General features: G+C 74.9%; 11 protein-coding genes. 5 read left to right on the top strand and 6 right to left on the bottom strand.

Annotation, left to right across the window (positions count from 1 at the left end; genetic code table 11):
- Positions 1 to 60: 60 nt before the first annotated feature.
- The 4 genes from ACWEK3_RS15935 to ACWEK3_RS15920 form a co-directional block, all read right to left on the bottom strand.
- Complete coding sequence (locus ACWEK3_RS15935) at positions 61 to 1707, bottom strand: RICIN domain-containing protein (protein ID WP_450538572.1); 1647 nt, start codon at positions 1705 to 1707, stop codon at positions 61 to 63.
- Positions 1708 to 2173: 466 nt separating this feature from the next.
- Entirely contained in the window at positions 2174 to 2551 is a 378-nt protein-coding gene (locus tag ACWEK3_RS15930) for a toxin Doc (RefSeq protein WP_361426256.1), read from the bottom strand.
- 3 nt (positions 2552 to 2554) lie between these two features.
- Complete coding sequence (locus ACWEK3_RS15925) at positions 2555 to 2800, bottom strand: hypothetical protein (RefSeq protein WP_100571383.1); 246 nt, start codon at positions 2798 to 2800, stop codon at positions 2555 to 2557.
- A 150-nt stretch (positions 2801 to 2950) separates the two neighbouring features.
- On the bottom strand, positions 2951 to 5233 hold the full coding sequence (locus tag ACWEK3_RS15920; protein ID WP_453249906.1) for a glycoside hydrolase family 9 protein: 2283 nt from the start codon (positions 5231 to 5233) through the stop codon (positions 2951 to 2953).
- Between the two features lie 341 nt (positions 5234 to 5574).
- On the opposite strand from ACWEK3_RS15920, the gene ACWEK3_RS15915 reads away from it, so the two are divergent.
- Positions 5575 to 7953, top strand: coding sequence for a SpoIIE family protein phosphatase (locus tag ACWEK3_RS15915; protein ID WP_453249905.1), 2379 nt, complete (start codon positions 5575 to 5577; stop codon positions 7951 to 7953).
- Between the two features lie 13 nt (positions 7954 to 7966).
- Here the strand turns inward: ACWEK3_RS15915 and ACWEK3_RS15910 are convergent, their stop codons facing one another.
- The gene (locus tag ACWEK3_RS15910) at positions 7967 to 8518 is read right to left on the bottom strand and encodes an RNA polymerase sigma factor (RefSeq protein WP_453249904.1); all 552 of its coding nucleotides are present in this window, start codon (positions 8516 to 8518) and stop codon (positions 7967 to 7969) included.
- A 46-nt stretch (positions 8519 to 8564) separates the two neighbouring features.
- On the opposite strand from ACWEK3_RS15910, the gene ACWEK3_RS15905 reads away from it, so the two are divergent.
- The 4 genes from ACWEK3_RS15905 to ACWEK3_RS15890 all read left to right on the top strand — a co-directional run bounded on the left by ACWEK3_RS15905 (position 8565) and on the right by ACWEK3_RS15890 (position 12697).
- Entirely contained in the window at positions 8565 to 9929 is a 1365-nt protein-coding gene (locus ACWEK3_RS15905; protein ID WP_453249903.1) for a serine/threonine-protein kinase, read from the top strand.
- Between the two features lie 194 nt (positions 9930 to 10123).
- A complete protein-coding gene (locus tag ACWEK3_RS15900; RefSeq protein ID WP_453249902.1) occupies positions 10124 to 10837 on the top strand; it encodes a DUF4232 domain-containing protein in 714 nt (237 codons plus the stop codon).
- Positions 10838 to 10979: 142 nt separating this feature from the next.
- A complete protein-coding gene (locus ACWEK3_RS15895; protein ID WP_453249901.1) occupies positions 10980 to 12182 on the top strand; it encodes an arsenic transporter in 1203 nt (400 codons plus the stop codon).
- 20 nt (positions 12183 to 12202) lie between these two features.
- A complete protein-coding gene (locus tag ACWEK3_RS15890) occupies positions 12203 to 12697 on the top strand; it encodes a universal stress protein (protein ID WP_388477463.1) in 495 nt (164 codons plus the stop codon).
- A gap of 6 nt (positions 12698 to 12703) precedes the next feature.
- Here the strand turns inward: ACWEK3_RS15890 and ACWEK3_RS15885 are convergent, their stop codons facing one another.
- Entirely contained in the window at positions 12704 to 14965 is a 2262-nt protein-coding gene (locus ACWEK3_RS15885; RefSeq protein ID WP_453249900.1) for a ricin-type beta-trefoil lectin domain protein, read from the bottom strand.
- Between the last annotated feature and the right edge of the window lie 216 nt (positions 14966 to 15181).

Below are 15181 nucleotides of genomic sequence, written 5' to 3'. Positions count from 1 at the left end.
CGCCGCTCTCTCCCGCGCGGGGGGGCCCGGCGCCGGGGGGGGGGCGCCCCCCACGGCCGCTCACATGGTGACGTCCGGCGGTGCGGCCCGGCGGGCGGACGGCGTGCCCGGCCCGGCGACCGACAGCGGCCCCGGAGTCACCGACGCCGAGTCGGCCGCCCAGCGCTGCGCGGCGGTGCCGTCGCCGACCTTGACGACGATGTCCGCGTCCGCCTGCGGCGAGGCGGAGGTCAGGGCGAGTCCTTCGCCCCAGCGGGGCTGCAACTCTCCCTGCGCGCCCACGTCGTAGCGCACGTCGGGGCCCCGCCCGTCACCGGCCTCCGCGCAGGTGCCGAGGACGACCACGCCCGCGTCCGCGTGCGAGTCCAGGCACAGGCCGGGGTCGGCGACGCTGCGCAGCAGCCCGTCGTCCTCCAGCGTCCACCGCTGGCTCCAGGCCGAGGAGCACTCGGCCAGTGCGGTGGCGGCTCCGGCCTTCGGCTCACCCCGGACGGCCAGGCAGAGGCCGGCCGCGATGTTGCGCAGCCGGGTCTCCTCGGTCGACGGGGACGGCCCGGCGGTGCCGGGTTCCGCGGAACCGCCTGACGGGGCATCGGAGTCGGCGCCGGGCACCGTGTCCCGGGAGCCGGACGCGCCGGTGGACGCGGCCGGGGCGGTGCCGTCGCCGTGCGACCACAGGCTGACGCCGAGCACGGTCGCGAGCAGGGAGGCGGAGACGAGGCCGAGGCCGGTGCGCAGCGCCCGGAACGGCCGCGGGCCGCCCTGGGCGCGGCGGACCGGCGCGGCGATCCGGGACAGCAGCCGGTGCCGGCCGCCTCCGGCCGGCCGTCCCCCGCCGTGCCGGGCGGAGCCCTTCGCGCGCGCGGCGTGCCCGGCGCGGCCCGGGCGGGAGTCGAAGTAGCGGCGGGCGCCCCAGCCGAGCACCGCCTCGGCGAGCAGCGCGCCCGGTGCGTTCTCCACCTGGCCGAGCTGCCCGGCGGCGTCGCGGCAGTAGCGGCAGTCGTCCAGATGCCGCTCGACGTCCGGCAGCAGGGCGCCGCCGCGGCGGATCGGCACGTCGAGCAGCCGGTTGTAGAAGCGGCAGTCGTCGGTCGGCGCGAGTTCGCGGTGGGCGCGCACGCAGCCCTCGCGGAACTTGTCCCTGGCCTCCCCCAGGGTGCGGGAGGCCGTGTCGGGGTCCATGCCGAGCAACCCGGCCGGGACGCCGAGCGGTTCGGCCTCCACCTCGGTGTGCCACAGCAGGCACCGGGCGGCCGGGGCGAGGCTCTCGAAGGACCGCTGGGCGAGCCGGCGGTTCTCGGGGACCAGGGTCGCGGCGGTTCGCATGCCCCTGCCTCCGGCGGGTTTGTGCAACTCGGGCAGGGCGGCGGACACGCGGTCCTCGGCGGCCCACAGCCGGACCGTGTCCCGCACGGTCAGCAGCAGCCGGGGGCGCAGCGCGGTGCCCGGCTCGCCCAGGGTCAGCCGGTCGAAGACCTGGTGGAAGGCGGCCGAGGTCACCATCGCCGCGAGGGGCGCCGGGGAGGCGAGGCAGATCACCGCGTAGTCGTGGACCGGCTGCCAGTGGCGGGCGATCAGCAGGGCGACGCAGTGGGCGACTTCGTCGTCCGTGCTTCCGGTGAGCCGGGCGGCGAGGGATTCGTCGGGCTCCCCGGGGATCCCGCCGGGCGGGGGGCTGGGGGGACGGGTGGGGTGGGGGGTGGGCACGAAGAGGCTTCCTTTGGTACGTACCTGTGTGGAGCGGGCCCGCGGGTCTGGCACACGGCCGGCGGACGAATCGGCTCGACTCCCCAACTGTCCCTTCAAGACCGGCCCTTGCCCACGCACGGGCCGCTCAGCCTTGCACAGCTCATTGACACACAACAAGACATACCGACAACACGGGCATCATTGACGGAAATTCAGGAAGCGGGACTCACCGGGCGCTGTGCGCGTACGCCACCGAGCGGCGCACGCCCACGTGTTCCCACCATCGCCGTGCGCCCCGTGTGAAGCACGCGCACACACCGGCGCCGCGCGCACGCTCCCCGCACGCCCGGCCCGGGAGTGCACTGGTGTCGGCCTCTCCAGGGGGCCCGGCGCAGGACGGCGGCTCTCCTGCGCGCGCCGGGCCGCCGACCGTGTTCCTCCCGCCCACGGCCGGCGGCCCCGAGGGGGCATACGGCGAGCGGTGTCAGATCTCCCAGGAGCGCAGGCGGTCGGCGGCGCCGTAGACGTCGGCCTTGCCGGACATGAGGTCGCGGCTGAGGTCGACGAGGGCGCCGTAGGGCGGGTCGATGCCGACGCCGCTGACGAACATGTAGGCCACGGCCGTCGCGCAGGCGAAACGGGCGTTGGCCGACGGCAGGGGTTTGAGCACGGCGAGGGTGTGCAGCAGGGCGGCGGCCCGCCAGGCGGGGTCCGAATCGACGCCGAGACGCGGCGGGTCGACGCGGTGACGGGCGACGGCCGCCACCAGGGCCGAGAAGTCGTCGACGGCGGGCTGGTCCGGCAGGACTTCCTCGTGGCGCTGGAGCAGCCAGGGAACATCGATGTGGATGACGGGGGTCATCGGTCAGGCTGCCCGCCCCTCGCCCTTCGTAGCTGTCTCGTCCTCGGGAAAGGCCGTCGCGAACTCGTCCGCGTGGGCGGTGAAGAACCGCCGGAAGGCCTCGGCGCCCTCCTGGAGGGCCCGGTGCCGGGCTATGTCCGCAGCGGCGGCCTCGCGCACGAGTGCCTTCATCGACGTACCGCGTTCCTTGGCGATCTGACGCAGGTCCTCGAGCTCGCGGTCGCTGAACTCCACGTTGAGAGCTGGCATGGTCCACACGGTACCGCGCGGGTACTTTCCCGTAAATATCCGCTGATCACAGCTACGGGACGGCGGTACCGAGGGGCGGGTCCGCGGCTATCGGGGCCGCGCGCCGCCGCGCCGCTGGGGACGCGGCGGCGCTCCTTCGGTCCGGCTCGCTCACCCGCGTCCGGGGTGGGCGGGCGATCCGGCGGGCCGGCCCTGGTCCGCCGCGAAGGAGGCCATCCAGGCCAGCGCCGCGTTCCAGTTGATGGCCGTCTCGTTCGTCGACCAGGACTCGATGTCGTCGATGTAGCAGAACTGGCCCACGCAGCCCTGGAGTCTGCTCTGCGCGTACGGGTCCTGAATGCTGGAGTTGGCCCCGCCCGCGACGGTGCCCTTCGGCGGGTTCGGCAGGCTCGGCTCGAGCTCGTGGGCGTACCAGCGGCTGTGCTGGTTGCGGGAGCTGACCGTGCCGTAGCCGGTGACGTAGGAGATGTTGAGGGCGTTGCGGCCCAGGACGTAGTCCATGCTCTGCACCGCGCCGTCTCGGTACTTCACGGCGCCGTCGAGGTCGTAGGCGGCGGCGAGGACGCGGGCGTTGTTGAGGATCTGGCTGTTGGAGCCCCAGTCGTACACGTTGTTCGCGGGCGCGTACGGCATGCCGTAGGGCTGCGCCTTCAGCGTGGCCAGGTACTTGTCCGCGCCCTTGATCACCGACTGGCGCACCTTCTCCCGGCCGGGCAGCTTGCTCGGGACGGTGGCGAGGTCGAGGCGGGCGGGTACCGCGGTGGCGGCCCAGTCGAAGCTGACGCTGCCGAAGACGTCGGCCGTGTACAGCGGTGACTTGGTCACGTGGTCGGCGAACTGCCGCTCACCGGTGGTGAGGTACAGCTCGGCGGCCGCCCAGTAGAACTCGTCGGTGGCGTTGTCGTCGGGGTACGCGCCGCCGCCGATGCCGTCGTCCGGGTCCGGGTAGACCGCGGGGTGGGCGAGCGCGGCGGTCCAGGCCGTGCGCGCGGCCCGCAGCGCCTTCGCCGCGAAGGCCCGGTCGTAGGGCTCGTAGAGGCGGGCCGCCTGCGCGGCGGTCGCCGCCAGGTTCAGGGTCGCCTGGGTCGTGGGCCGGTGCAGTTCGCGCTTCTGCGGGTCCTGGCTGGGCAGCAGCGGCAGCCCCGTCCACTGCTCGTCGTGGATCTTGCTGTGCGCCATGCCGGCCAGCTGCTGCCCGGCCGGCACCTGCATCTTCAGCAGGAACTCCAGCTCCCAGCGGGCCTCGTCCAGGATGTCGGGCACCTTGTTGCCGCTCTCCGGGACGGCGAGCGTCCGGTCACCGAGGCTCGCGGACCGGGCGGTGCGCGCGTGCAGGGTGCGCTCGTAGGTGCTCAGCAGCCCCCAGGTCGTGATGCCGCCGTTGACGACGTACTTGCCGTGGTCGCCGGCGTCGTACCAGCCGCCGGTGACGTCGAGCGTGTAGTCGCACAGGCCCGGTTGGCAGGGCACCTTGGCATCGCCCTGGTTGGGGGCGGCGTTCAGGTGGCCGGCCGGGCGGGCGTAGCCGGGGCGCAGGTCCTCGCGGATCGGGATGCCGCTGCGCTGGGTGTAGTAGTACTTCAGCGAGTCCAGGCGGAGTTGGTCGTAGACGTCGGCACGGATGTCGAACGAATGGCTCGTCTCGCCGTCGGCGACCAGGGTGAAGCCCTTGCCGCTCCCCCGGTAGGCGCCGAAGTCGATCGAGTGCGCCTTCTGCCCGGAGGAGACGTCCGTGCCCCGCGGCGCGCTCCAGCCGTGGGCCACGACGGTCCCGCGGGCGTCGCGCAGCCGCCAGGGCAGCTTGGTGCCGGCGTCGGTGACCAGCGTGGCGTTCTTGGGGCCGCCGGGCAGGTAGCCGACCTGGTTGACCCGCACCCGCGGCCCGGTGTCGGGCTCGTACACCTCCGGCGGGACGCCGCCGAGGAGTGACACGTCGTCAAGGCAGAAGCGCCACGGGTCCACGGTGCCGCCGAGCTGGAAGGCGACCTGGCCCTGGGTGGTGTCGACGGGGGACGTGAAGGTGTAGGAGTAGGCGTTCCCCGAGACGCTCAACTGCGGGCTCACCTCGAACCAGGTGTCGTACGGCGCCACCGAGAGTCCCGCAAGGGCCCGGACGACGTGCCCGTCGGGGGTGCCGGTCGCCGTGAACGACAGCCGGTAGGTCTCGCCCTTCACCAGGGTGATGTCGTTCTGTCCGACGGCGGCGTCCCAGCGGTTGGCGGTGCCGCCGGGCACGTCCGCGCACAGCCGACCGTCGGACAGGCCCGCGGTGACGTTGCTCGTTGTCCACCACGGCTCGGTGGTGGTGTCGAAGGTGCCGTTCCTGACCTGCTCGACCTCGTCGGCCAGGGCCTGCGGGGCGGACGGCAGGGTGGTGAGGGCCGCCGCGAGCAGGGCTGCCACGGACAGCAGGGTGGTTCTGCGTCGTTTCACGTCTGGGCTCCTCGGAGGAGGTACGGGCGGCGTCGATGGGAGCGCTCCCAAGGCCGAAGGCACCATGTTTGTTGCAGCCATGACATCCGTCAACGGTCCCGACGGGACGTGTTGCCTTCCGGGCCGCCGGCACGGCCTTCCCCGCCGGACGGCCGCACCGGCCTTCCGTCCGCGGCGCCGACGCGTCCGTCCCTGGCACCGGCGCGCCGCACGGCGGGCCCGGCCGCGTGACCGCGTTCGACCGGCAGGGGGGTCGCCGTCCGTACGGCGCCGCCACGCACTAGGCTGGAACGGAAGTGACGCACCTGTTCACTGTGAGTGTGCGCGATGGAGTGCCGACGATGAGCCCCGTGTATCCGTTCGACGATGCCGCCACGGCTCGGGCCGTCGTCGACGAGCACGGCGTCCTCGTCGAATGGAACGAGGGCGCGCGCCGGCTGCTCGGCTGGGCGCCCGAGGAGGTGCTGGGCGAGCAGGCCGCGACCCTGCTGGCCGACGCCCCGGACACCCCCCTTCCCGACGAGCCCCGCTGGAACGGCACGCTGACGGTGCGCCACCGCGACGGGCGTACCGTGCCCATCTGGGTCCTGGCCCACCACCGGCGCCCGGAGGACGGCGGCAACTGGCTCCTGGTCACCCCGCTGGAGGGCGGCGGCCCCCCGGACCCCGACGACCCGCTGACCCGGGCCGAGCTCATGCAGTCCCCCTGCGCCGTGGCGATCTACGACGAGCGGCTGCGGCTGCACGGGATGAACGCCGCCATGGCGGATGTGCTCGGGGTGCCGGCCGATCGGCTGCGGGGCCTGCGCATCTCCGAGATCGGCGGCCGCCGGCAGAGCGAGGACTTCGAGTGGCACATGCACCGGGTCCTCACCACCGGCCGGGGGAACGACGTGCGGACGTACGTGCCGATAGGCGGCAATGGCCAGGTGAGCGCCTGGCTGGCCCGGATGTCCCCGATCACCGACAGGCAGGGGCGGGTGCGCGGGGTGTGCGTCGCCGCGCACGACTTCACCGAACAGTACCGGGCGCGCGAACGGCTGCAGTTGGTCAACGAGGCGAGTGTGCGCATCGGCACCACCCTCGATGTCGCCCGGACGGCGCAGGAACTCGCCGACGTCTGCGTCCCGGCCCTCGCCGACTTCGTCAGCGTCGACCTGCTGGACCCGCCCGAGCACGGCGGGGAACCGCTCACCGGGCCGGTGACGATGCCGGTCGTACTGCGCCGGGCCGCCCACGGCTCCGTCAACGCGGGCAGCCCCGAGGCGCTGGGCACCACCGGGCGGACCGAGCTGTACCCGGCCACCTCCCCGCAGGGCGCCTCCCTGGTCACGGGCCACTCCGTGGTGATCTCCAAGGAGTCCGGCGACCTCGAGAAGTGGCTGTCCTGGGACCCGGTGCGCCGCCTGCACTCCCTGGAACTCGGCGTCCACGCCACGATGTCCGTGCCGATCCGGGCCAGGGGCGTGACTCTCGGGGTGGCCGTGTTCACCCGGTTCCGGCAGCCCGCCCCCTTCATGCCCGACGACGTGCTGCTGGCCGAGGAGGTCACGGCCCGCGCCGCCGTCTGCATCGACAACGCCCGGCGCTACTCCCGCGAGCGGGAGACCGCCCTCGCGCTCCAGCGCAGCCTGCTGCCCCGCAGCCTGCCGCGCACCGCCGCGGTGGAAGCGGCCTCCCGCTACCTCCCGGCGGCCCGGGCCGGGGTGGGCGGCGACTGGTTCGACGTGATCCCGCTGTCCGGGACGCGGGTCGCCCTGGTCGTCGGGGACGTCCTCGGGCACGGTGTCCAGGCCTCGGCCAGCATGGGCCGGCTGCGCACCGCCGTGCGCACCCTCGCCGACATCGATCTCGCCCCGGACGAGCTGCTCACCCATCTGGACGACGTGGTGGCCCGGTTGTCCGCCGAGGCCGGGGCCGAGGGACGGCCCGGCGAGGTCGGCGCGACCTGTCTGTACGCGGTGTACGACCCGGTCTCCCAGCGCTGCACGCTCGCCCGCGCCGGGCACCCGCCGCCGATGCTGGTCCCGCCGGACGGCCCGCCCCGCCGGGTGGAGCTGCCCTCCGGTCCACCGCTGGGCCTGGGCGGGCTGCCGTTCGAGAGCGTCGAGCTCCAGCTGCCCGAGGGCAGCGTGCTGTCCTTCTACACCGACGGGCTGATCGAGAGCCGCGAGCGGGACACCGACGCCGGGCACCGGCTGCTGTGCGAGGCGCTGGCCGCCGCCCGCGGCGGCTCGCTGGAGGAGATCTGCGACCGCGTCCTGCACACCCTGCTGCCGGCGGGCAGCGCCTCCGACGACGCGGCGCTGCTGCTGGCCCGCACCCGCGTCCTGCCGCCCTCCCAGGTGGCGACCTGGGAGATCCCCGCCGACCCGTCGCTGGTCGCGCCGGTCCGCAAGCAGGTCGTCGACCGGCTCGACGACTGGGGGCTGAGCGAGGCGGCGTTCACCACCGAACTGGTGGTCAGCGAGCTGGTCACCAACGCGATCCGGTACGGCACCCCGCCCATACGGCTCCGGCTCATCCACGACGAGTCGCACCTGACCTGCGAGGTGTCCGACACCACCCACACCGCTCCGCACCTGCGCCGCGCCAAGACCTGGGACGAGGGCGGCCGCGGCCTGCTGCTGGTCGCCCAGCTCACCCGGAGGTGGGGCAGCAGGCACACCGCCGAGGGCAAGACGATCTGGGCGGAGCTGAGCCTGATCGAGGACGATTGAGCCGGGCCGGGTCTCAGGACCCGTCGGCCAGCCAGGGCCGCACCCGCCGCCGTGCCTCGTGCAGCCGCGACTTGAGCGTGCCCAGCGGGATGCCCACCCGCTCGGCGGCCTCGGCGTACTCCAGCCGGCAGATGTCCCGGTACACCAGCGGCGCCACCAGGTGGGGATGCTCCCGCTCCAGCCGCTCCAGCGCCTCCAACAGGTCCACCCGGGAGCCCGCGATGACGCTCGTGGTGCGCGGGTCGGCGTACTGCGCGGGCTCGATCCGCGCGGGCTGCTCGGCGGCGCGGCGCTTGAGCTCCCGGTACTTCTGGCGGCAGCAGTTGGCGACGACCGTGTAGAGCCAGGTACTGAAGCGGCTGCGGCCCTCGAAGGAGGTGATCCTCCGCGCGATCTGGAGCAGCACGTCCTGCGCGGCCTCCTCGGCGTCCTCGCGGCAGGGCAGGAAACGCCCGCAGCGCCGGAGCACCTCGGGCCGGACCTGCTGGAGCAGGGCCTCCAGCGCGGCGCCGTCACCGGCGGCGGCACGGCGGGCGAGGTCTTCGACCGGCGCGGCGTTCTGCACGACAAGGCCCCCTTTGCGTCGATCCCGGGGCAGGCATGATAGTCGCATGCACTCCCTCGAGCGGATCGGCCGCTACCGGCTCGAACGGCGCCTGGGCACGGGCGCCTTCGGCACGGTGTGGCTCGCCCACGACGACGAGCTCGAGGCTCCCGTCGCCGTCAAGGTCCTCGCCGAGAACTGGTCCCACCGCCTCGACGTGCGGGAGCGGTTCCTGGCCGAGGCACGGCTGCTGCGCAAGGCTGGCTCATCGCGGGTGGTCCAGGTCTACGACATCGGTGAACTCCCGGACGGCAGACCGTACTTCGTCATGGAGTACGCCGACGCCGGCACCCTCGCCGACCTGCTCGCCGCCGGTCCGCTGCCGGTGCCGGAGGCCCTGCGGCTGACCGCGCTGGCCGCCCGCTCCGCCCACGCCCTGCACGAGGCGGGCATCGTGCACCGGGACGTCAAGCCGAGCAACGTGCTGCTGCGCACCGCGCCGGACGGCACCCGCCGGGTGCTGCTCGCCGATCTGGGGCTCGCCAAGAGCCTGGCGCAGGCCTCGGGGCTGACCCTGGCGGCGGGTTCGGCCGGGTATCGGCCGCCGGAGCAGGCCGGGCCCGGCGCGGGCATCGACGCGCGGGCGGACGTCTACGGCCTGGGCGCGGTCGGCTACCGGCTCGTCACGGGCACGGTGCCCGCCGAGCCCGGCGAGGTGGTACGGCCCGAGCGGCTGCGGCCGGGCCTGGACCCCGGTGTCACCCGGGCCCTGATGCGGGCCCTGGAACCTGACCGGGCGCGGCGCTGGCCCACCGCCGAGGCGTTCGCGGACGAACTGGACCGGCTGGCCTCGGCCCCGTCTTCCGCCGTCCGCCCGCGTGGGCGGTCCAGGACCGTCGCACTGGCCGCCGCCGTGGCGGCCGTCGCCGTCGCCGGGGCCGCCTTCGTCCTGGTGAACCAGCCGTCCTCGGCCTCCGGTGTGGGCGTCGAGGACGCCACCGGCCGGATCGCGGTGCGGGTGCCCGACGGCTGGGGGCGCCAACTGCGCGACTCCGGCTGGGATCCCGCGGCGCTGGGGCTGCCCGCCGGGCACGAGCCGGGGCTCGCCGTCGCCGACGACCTGACCCGGTGGCAGGACCTCGGGGCCGACGTGCGCGGGGTGTTCGCCGGACTGAGCGAGCACGGCGACGTCACCGCCCGGGTCGACGCCCTCGGCCACCCGGGCTGCCACTACGACGGCGCCCGCGCCTACACCGGCGGGCGGTGGCACGGCCGGATCCGGACCTGGAGCGGCTGCCCCGGCGGCGGCCGGCTCACGGAGACCGCGCTGGTCCCGGCCGGTGGCGGGCAGCCGCAGGTGTACGTGCAGATCCGTCAGCACGGCGGCGGCGACGCGACCGACCGCGTACTGGGCTCCCTGCGCGTCACCTGACTCCGTACGGGTGCGGGCCGCTCCACCCCGTACGGGTGAGAGCCGGCCGGGGTCCGCGCGGGAAGGAATCACCGGGAGAAAGGTGCGGGCGGCCGCGAACTTTTCGCCCGGTCCGTGCATCGGACACTCAGGACGGCGCACCCGGCGCCGGAGGCACGCGGGCACCGCGTGCGAGCGACCCAGGAGTGTGGAACATGGCGCACAAATCCCCGTCCGCCCGCCGGGCGGCCCTGCTCGTCGGCGCGGTCGCCCTGCTGGGCCTGCCGCTGACCGCCTGCGGCCACGGCAGCGGCACGAGCGGCGCTCCGCAGAAGGTTTCCGGCACCGCCGCGCCCGCGACCGGCGGCACCACCGCCGGGACGGCACCCGGCACGGCCCCCGGCACGAGCTCCACGCCCAGTGGCGGCGCCGCGCCCCCGAGCGGCACGGTCACCGGCTCCGCCCCGGGCACCGCCCGGAACACGGGCGGCACCCGCACCCCCGTCACGAGCACCCGCTGTCACACCTCCGAACTCAGGGCGTCGGTGGGCCGCGAGAACCCGGGCGCCGGGCAGGAGAACTTCCCGGTCGTCCTGACGAACACCTCCGGCCGCACCTGCACCGTGCGCGGCTATCCCGGCGCCGCCTTCGTGGACGCCTCCGGCAGGCAGCTCGGCCCTGACCCGAAGCGGTCCTCGGGCACACCCACCACGGTGACGCTGAAGCCCGGCCAGAGCGCCTGGGCGGGGCTGACCTTCTCCAACCCCGGAGTGAGCGGCGCGAAGACCGCGACGCCCGCCTCGGTGATCGTCACACCGCCGGACGAGCGCGACCACCTCACGGTGAAGTGGACGGCCGGCGAGGTGCCCGTGGGCGGCAACGCCTCCTCGGTGTTCCTGACGGTTCTCAGCCCCGGCACCGAGCCCTGACCCGCTCCGTCGGCGGCGCTCTCCCGCGGAGGCCCGGCACGGCCCTTTGCTTTGATGGACGGGCACCGTCGGTCACGTCCGGAGGAACACCGCACTGAACACCCCGCTGGCCGAGGCCCTCTCGGTCGTCCTGCTCGTCGCCGTGCTCGCCTGGGCCGTCGTCCGCCCCTTCGGCTGGCCCGAGGCGGTCATGGCCGTACCCGCCGCCGGGATCGCCGTCGCCACCGGCGCGATCCCGCTGGACCACGCGCGGGCCGAGGCGGAGCGGCTGGGGCCGGTGGTCGGGTTCCTCGCCGCGGTGCTGGTGCTCGCCCACTTCTGCGACGTGGACGGGCTGTTCCAGGCCTGCGGGGCGTGGATGGCCCGCCGGGCGCGCGGCAGCCCGGTGCGGCTGCTGACCGCCGTGTTCGCGCTGGCGTCCGCCATCACCGCCGTGCTCAGCCTGGACGCCACGGTCGTACTGCTGACGCCGGTCGTGTTCGCCACCGCCGCCCGCACCGGCGTACGGCCCAAACCGCACGTCTACGCCTGCACGCATCTGTCCAACACGGCGTCGCTGCTCCTGCCGGTCTCCAACCTCACCAATCTGCTGGCGTTCGCGGCGAGTGGGCTGAGCTTCACCCGGTTCGCGGCGCTGATGGCGCTGCCGTGGCTGGTGGCGATCGGCGCCGAGTACGTGGTGTTCCGGCGCTTCTTCGCCCGCGATCTGGCCGCCGCGGTGCCCTCGCCGCGCACCGGCGAGACGCCCGAGCTGCCGCTGTTCGCCCTGGTCACCGTGGCCTGCACGCTCGCCGGGTTCGTCGTGGCCTCCGCGTTCGGCGTGGCGCCGGTGTGGGCCGCCCTGGCGGGGGCGCTGGTACTGGCCGGGCGCGCGCTGCTGCGGCGCAGGGCGACGGCGCTGAGCGTGGTGCGGGCCGCGGCGCCGGCCTTCCTCGTCTTCGTCCTGGCCCTGGGCATCGTGGTCCGCGCGGTGGTCGACAACGGTCTCGCCGATGCCCTCGGGCACGTCCTGCCCGGCGGTACGGGACTGCCCGCGCTGCTCGCCGTCGCCGCGCTGGCCGCCGTCCTCGCCAACCTGATCAACAACCTGCCCGCGGTGCTGGTCCTGCTGCCGCTGACCGCGCCGGCCGGGCCGGGGGCCGTCCTCGCCGTGCTGCTCGGCGTCAATATCGGCCCGAACCTCACCTACGCCGGGTCGCTGGCGACCCTGCTGTGGCGGCGGATCGTACACCAGCACGAACACGGTGTGGACCTCAGGGAGTTCACCCGGCTGGGTCTGCTGGCCGTGCCGGCCGCGCTCGTACCGGCCGTGGTGGCACTGTGGGGGGCGCTGACGGTGCTGTGAAACGGAAGGAGGCCGACCGGATGCGTGTGATCACCTGGCTGGTGGAGGGCACCTGGCCCGCCTGCGTGGACGCCGTACGCACCCATGCTCCGCATGCGTCCGACGTCGTCCTGCTGCACGTCAGCGGGCCGGAGGTGCCCGCGGTGGCGCACGGGGCCTTCGCCGGGCTGCTGGGCCGCGGCCGCGCCGAGCGCGATCCGGGCGACCTGCTGACGGACCTCGGCGGTACGTCGGCGGCTGAGCTGCTCGAGGCGGCCGCGGCCCGGCTCGGGCGGCCGTGCACCCGGATGGAACGGCGCGGGCGGGTGGAGCGCGAGGTGGTGGCGGCCGCGGAGGACGCGGACCTGCTGGTGCTCGCCCGCGACGGCGACCGCGAGCGGCTCGGCCCGCACAGCCTGGGTCCGGCCGCGCGGTTCGCCGTCGACCACGCGCCCTGCGCGGTGCTGCTGGTGTGGCCGGAGGCGGCGCCTGACCTCACGACGATGCCGCCTCCCCCGCCGCCGCACCACCGCTGACGTCGCTCAGCGGCCGCCACCGTGGCGGTGGCGCCTGTTCCGGTCGTCCCACGGGCAGGGGTGGCTGTGGGAGGAGCAACGGTCCGTGGGGGACGGCTCGGCGCTACCGGGCGTGGGCGGCGGGGTCGGCCGGGGCGCACTGCGGGCCGGGGCGGGCGTCGCCGGCGATTTCGCAGGCTCCGATGTTCCGGGGCCGGGCCGGGCCGACGAGCCGCCGTCCAGGTCCCAGTTGACGACCTCCATCTGCAGTTCCGGCGTGGAGCTGTCCATCGCCCAGCGCTGGGTGTCGCTCTTCGCACGGGTCTTGAGCACGAGGGCGCCGCCGCCGTCGGTGGCGGCGGGCGTCAGGGCCAGGTCCTGGTCGAAACGGGGTACGAGGGTGCCCTGAAGGGTGAAGTCGTAGCGGATGTTCCTGGCGCCGGGTCCGGAGGCGTCCACACAGGGGGCGAGCCGTACCGAGTAGCCGAGGCGGGAGTCCAGGCACAGGCCGGGCGCGGCGCCGCTGCGCAGCAGGCCGTCGGTCTCGTACACCCACTGCTGGCCGGGAGCCGAGGAGCAGGCCGCCAGCTCGGTCTCCGCGCCTTCGACGGCCTTCTTGCCGACGACGTCGACGCACAATCCGGACGCGGCGTTGTGCAGCCGGCCGCGCAGGGTGCCCCTGGCCGCCGTCCCGGCTCCGGTCCAGGACGGTCCGGAGGCCGAGGCGCCGGTGCCGGGCGGCCCGGAGGGCTGCCCTTCGGGGCGCGTCGGGGTTCCGTCTCCGGAGCCGAGCACCGCCCAGAGCGCGAGCGGCAGCACGGCCAGCCCGCTCACCGTCGCCACCGCGATGGCCAGGTTCCGCTGCCGCGCCCGCCGCGCCGCCTTCCGGGCCGACCGCCCCCGCGCGGCCGCACGGCCCCCGGCCGTCCCCCCTGCCGACGCCGCCCCGTCCCCCGGTCCCGCTGTCGCGGCGCCGCGACCGGCCGGTGCCGGCTCCGCGTCCGGCGTTGGCGCCCCGCGATCGGCAGAGCCCGGCTCGGCCCCCGTACCGCGACCGGCCGGTGCCGGTTGCGGGACCGGGCCGTCGGCCGCGGTGGTGGGCGGCGGGGCGGAACCCCAGGGCTCGGCAGCGGCGGGGGCCGCGAAGGGCGCGGCGGCGAACATCTCGGGGGCGGGCCTGCCCGCCGGGTCGGTGCCGAGGGCGCCGCCCGGGTACGGGCCATCGGACCGCCCGGCCGGGTACGGGCCATCCGGCCGCCCGGCCGGGTACGGGCCATCCGGCCGCCCGGCCGGGTACGCCGGGCCTGCGGCCGGCGGACCGGACGGATCCGGCGCGAAAGGCTCGCCCCCGCCCGGCGTCCCCGGCCACCCCGACGCGAACGGCTCTCCCCCGGCGGGCACGGCCGGCCCCGACTCGACGGCGGGCGTGGGGTGTTCCGGTTCCGTCGCGGCCGTGGGGCCGGCCAGGCGGGAGGCACGGTAGGCGCGGGCGCCCCAGCCGAGGACGCCCTCGGCCAGCGCGCCACCCAGGTCCGCGTTGAACTGGGCCAGTTGGTCGGCGGTGTGCCGGCAGTGCGTGCAGCCGGCCAGGTGCGTGCGCAGATCGGGGTCGACGTGGACGCCGCCGCGCCGGTAGGTCACGTCGAGCAGCCGCAGGTAGAGCAGGCACTCCTGCCGGGGTGCGACCTCGCGGTGCACCTGGAGGCACTCCTCGCGCAACCGCTCCCGGGCCCGCCCGAGTTCGACGCGCGCGTCCTCCTCGTCGAGGCCGAGCAGCCGGGCCGGGGCGGCGGCGGCTTCGGCCTCGACCTCCGCGTGCCACAGCAGGGCGCGCCCCGTCTGCGGCAGCCGCTGGAACGCCCGGGACAGCAGACGCCGGTCGCCCGGCGGCAGCAGCCGCGCGGCGATCCGGTCGCCGTCCGCGCCCGCGGCCCTCAACTCCGGGTGCAGCATCTCCTGGCGGTGGTCCGTGCTCCACTCCCCCGCGATCCGGCGTACGGTGACGAGCAGTTGGGGCCGCCAGGCGGCGGTCGGCCCGGACTGCCGCAGGGACTCGCCGAACAGGCGGGTGAAAGCCGCGGTGGTGAGCATGCCCGCGGGATGCGGGCCGTCGGCGCACAGCCGTGCGTAGGTGAAGGCCGCCTCCCAGTGCCGGTCGAGGAGTTCACCGACGGGCAGCAGAGCGGGCGAAGTACCCGTCCACTTCCGGAGTTCGGCGCTCAACTGCTCGTCCGTGGTACCGAACGGACCGGGTGACGTGGGGGAATTGGACGTGCCCTGGTCTTTCACGACCGCATTCCTCCATACACACCGCGGATTTGGCCCGTACCAAAAAACCCGTCCCAGAAAGGCGTGTCGGCATCTCGAACGTCCACCGCGCAGAGGGAGGACCCATGGCCTGCTCGCCGACTGGCCACACCTTTGCATAGGCCAGCGGCGAGCAACAAGGGATCACGCGGTTTTGTGCATAACGCTCCCGGCACCCTGTGTTGACGAATTGTCAAT

This window comes from Streptomyces sp. NPDC004721, from assembly GCF_053601495.1.
This window is presented reverse-complemented; position numbering and strand designations above follow the sequence as displayed.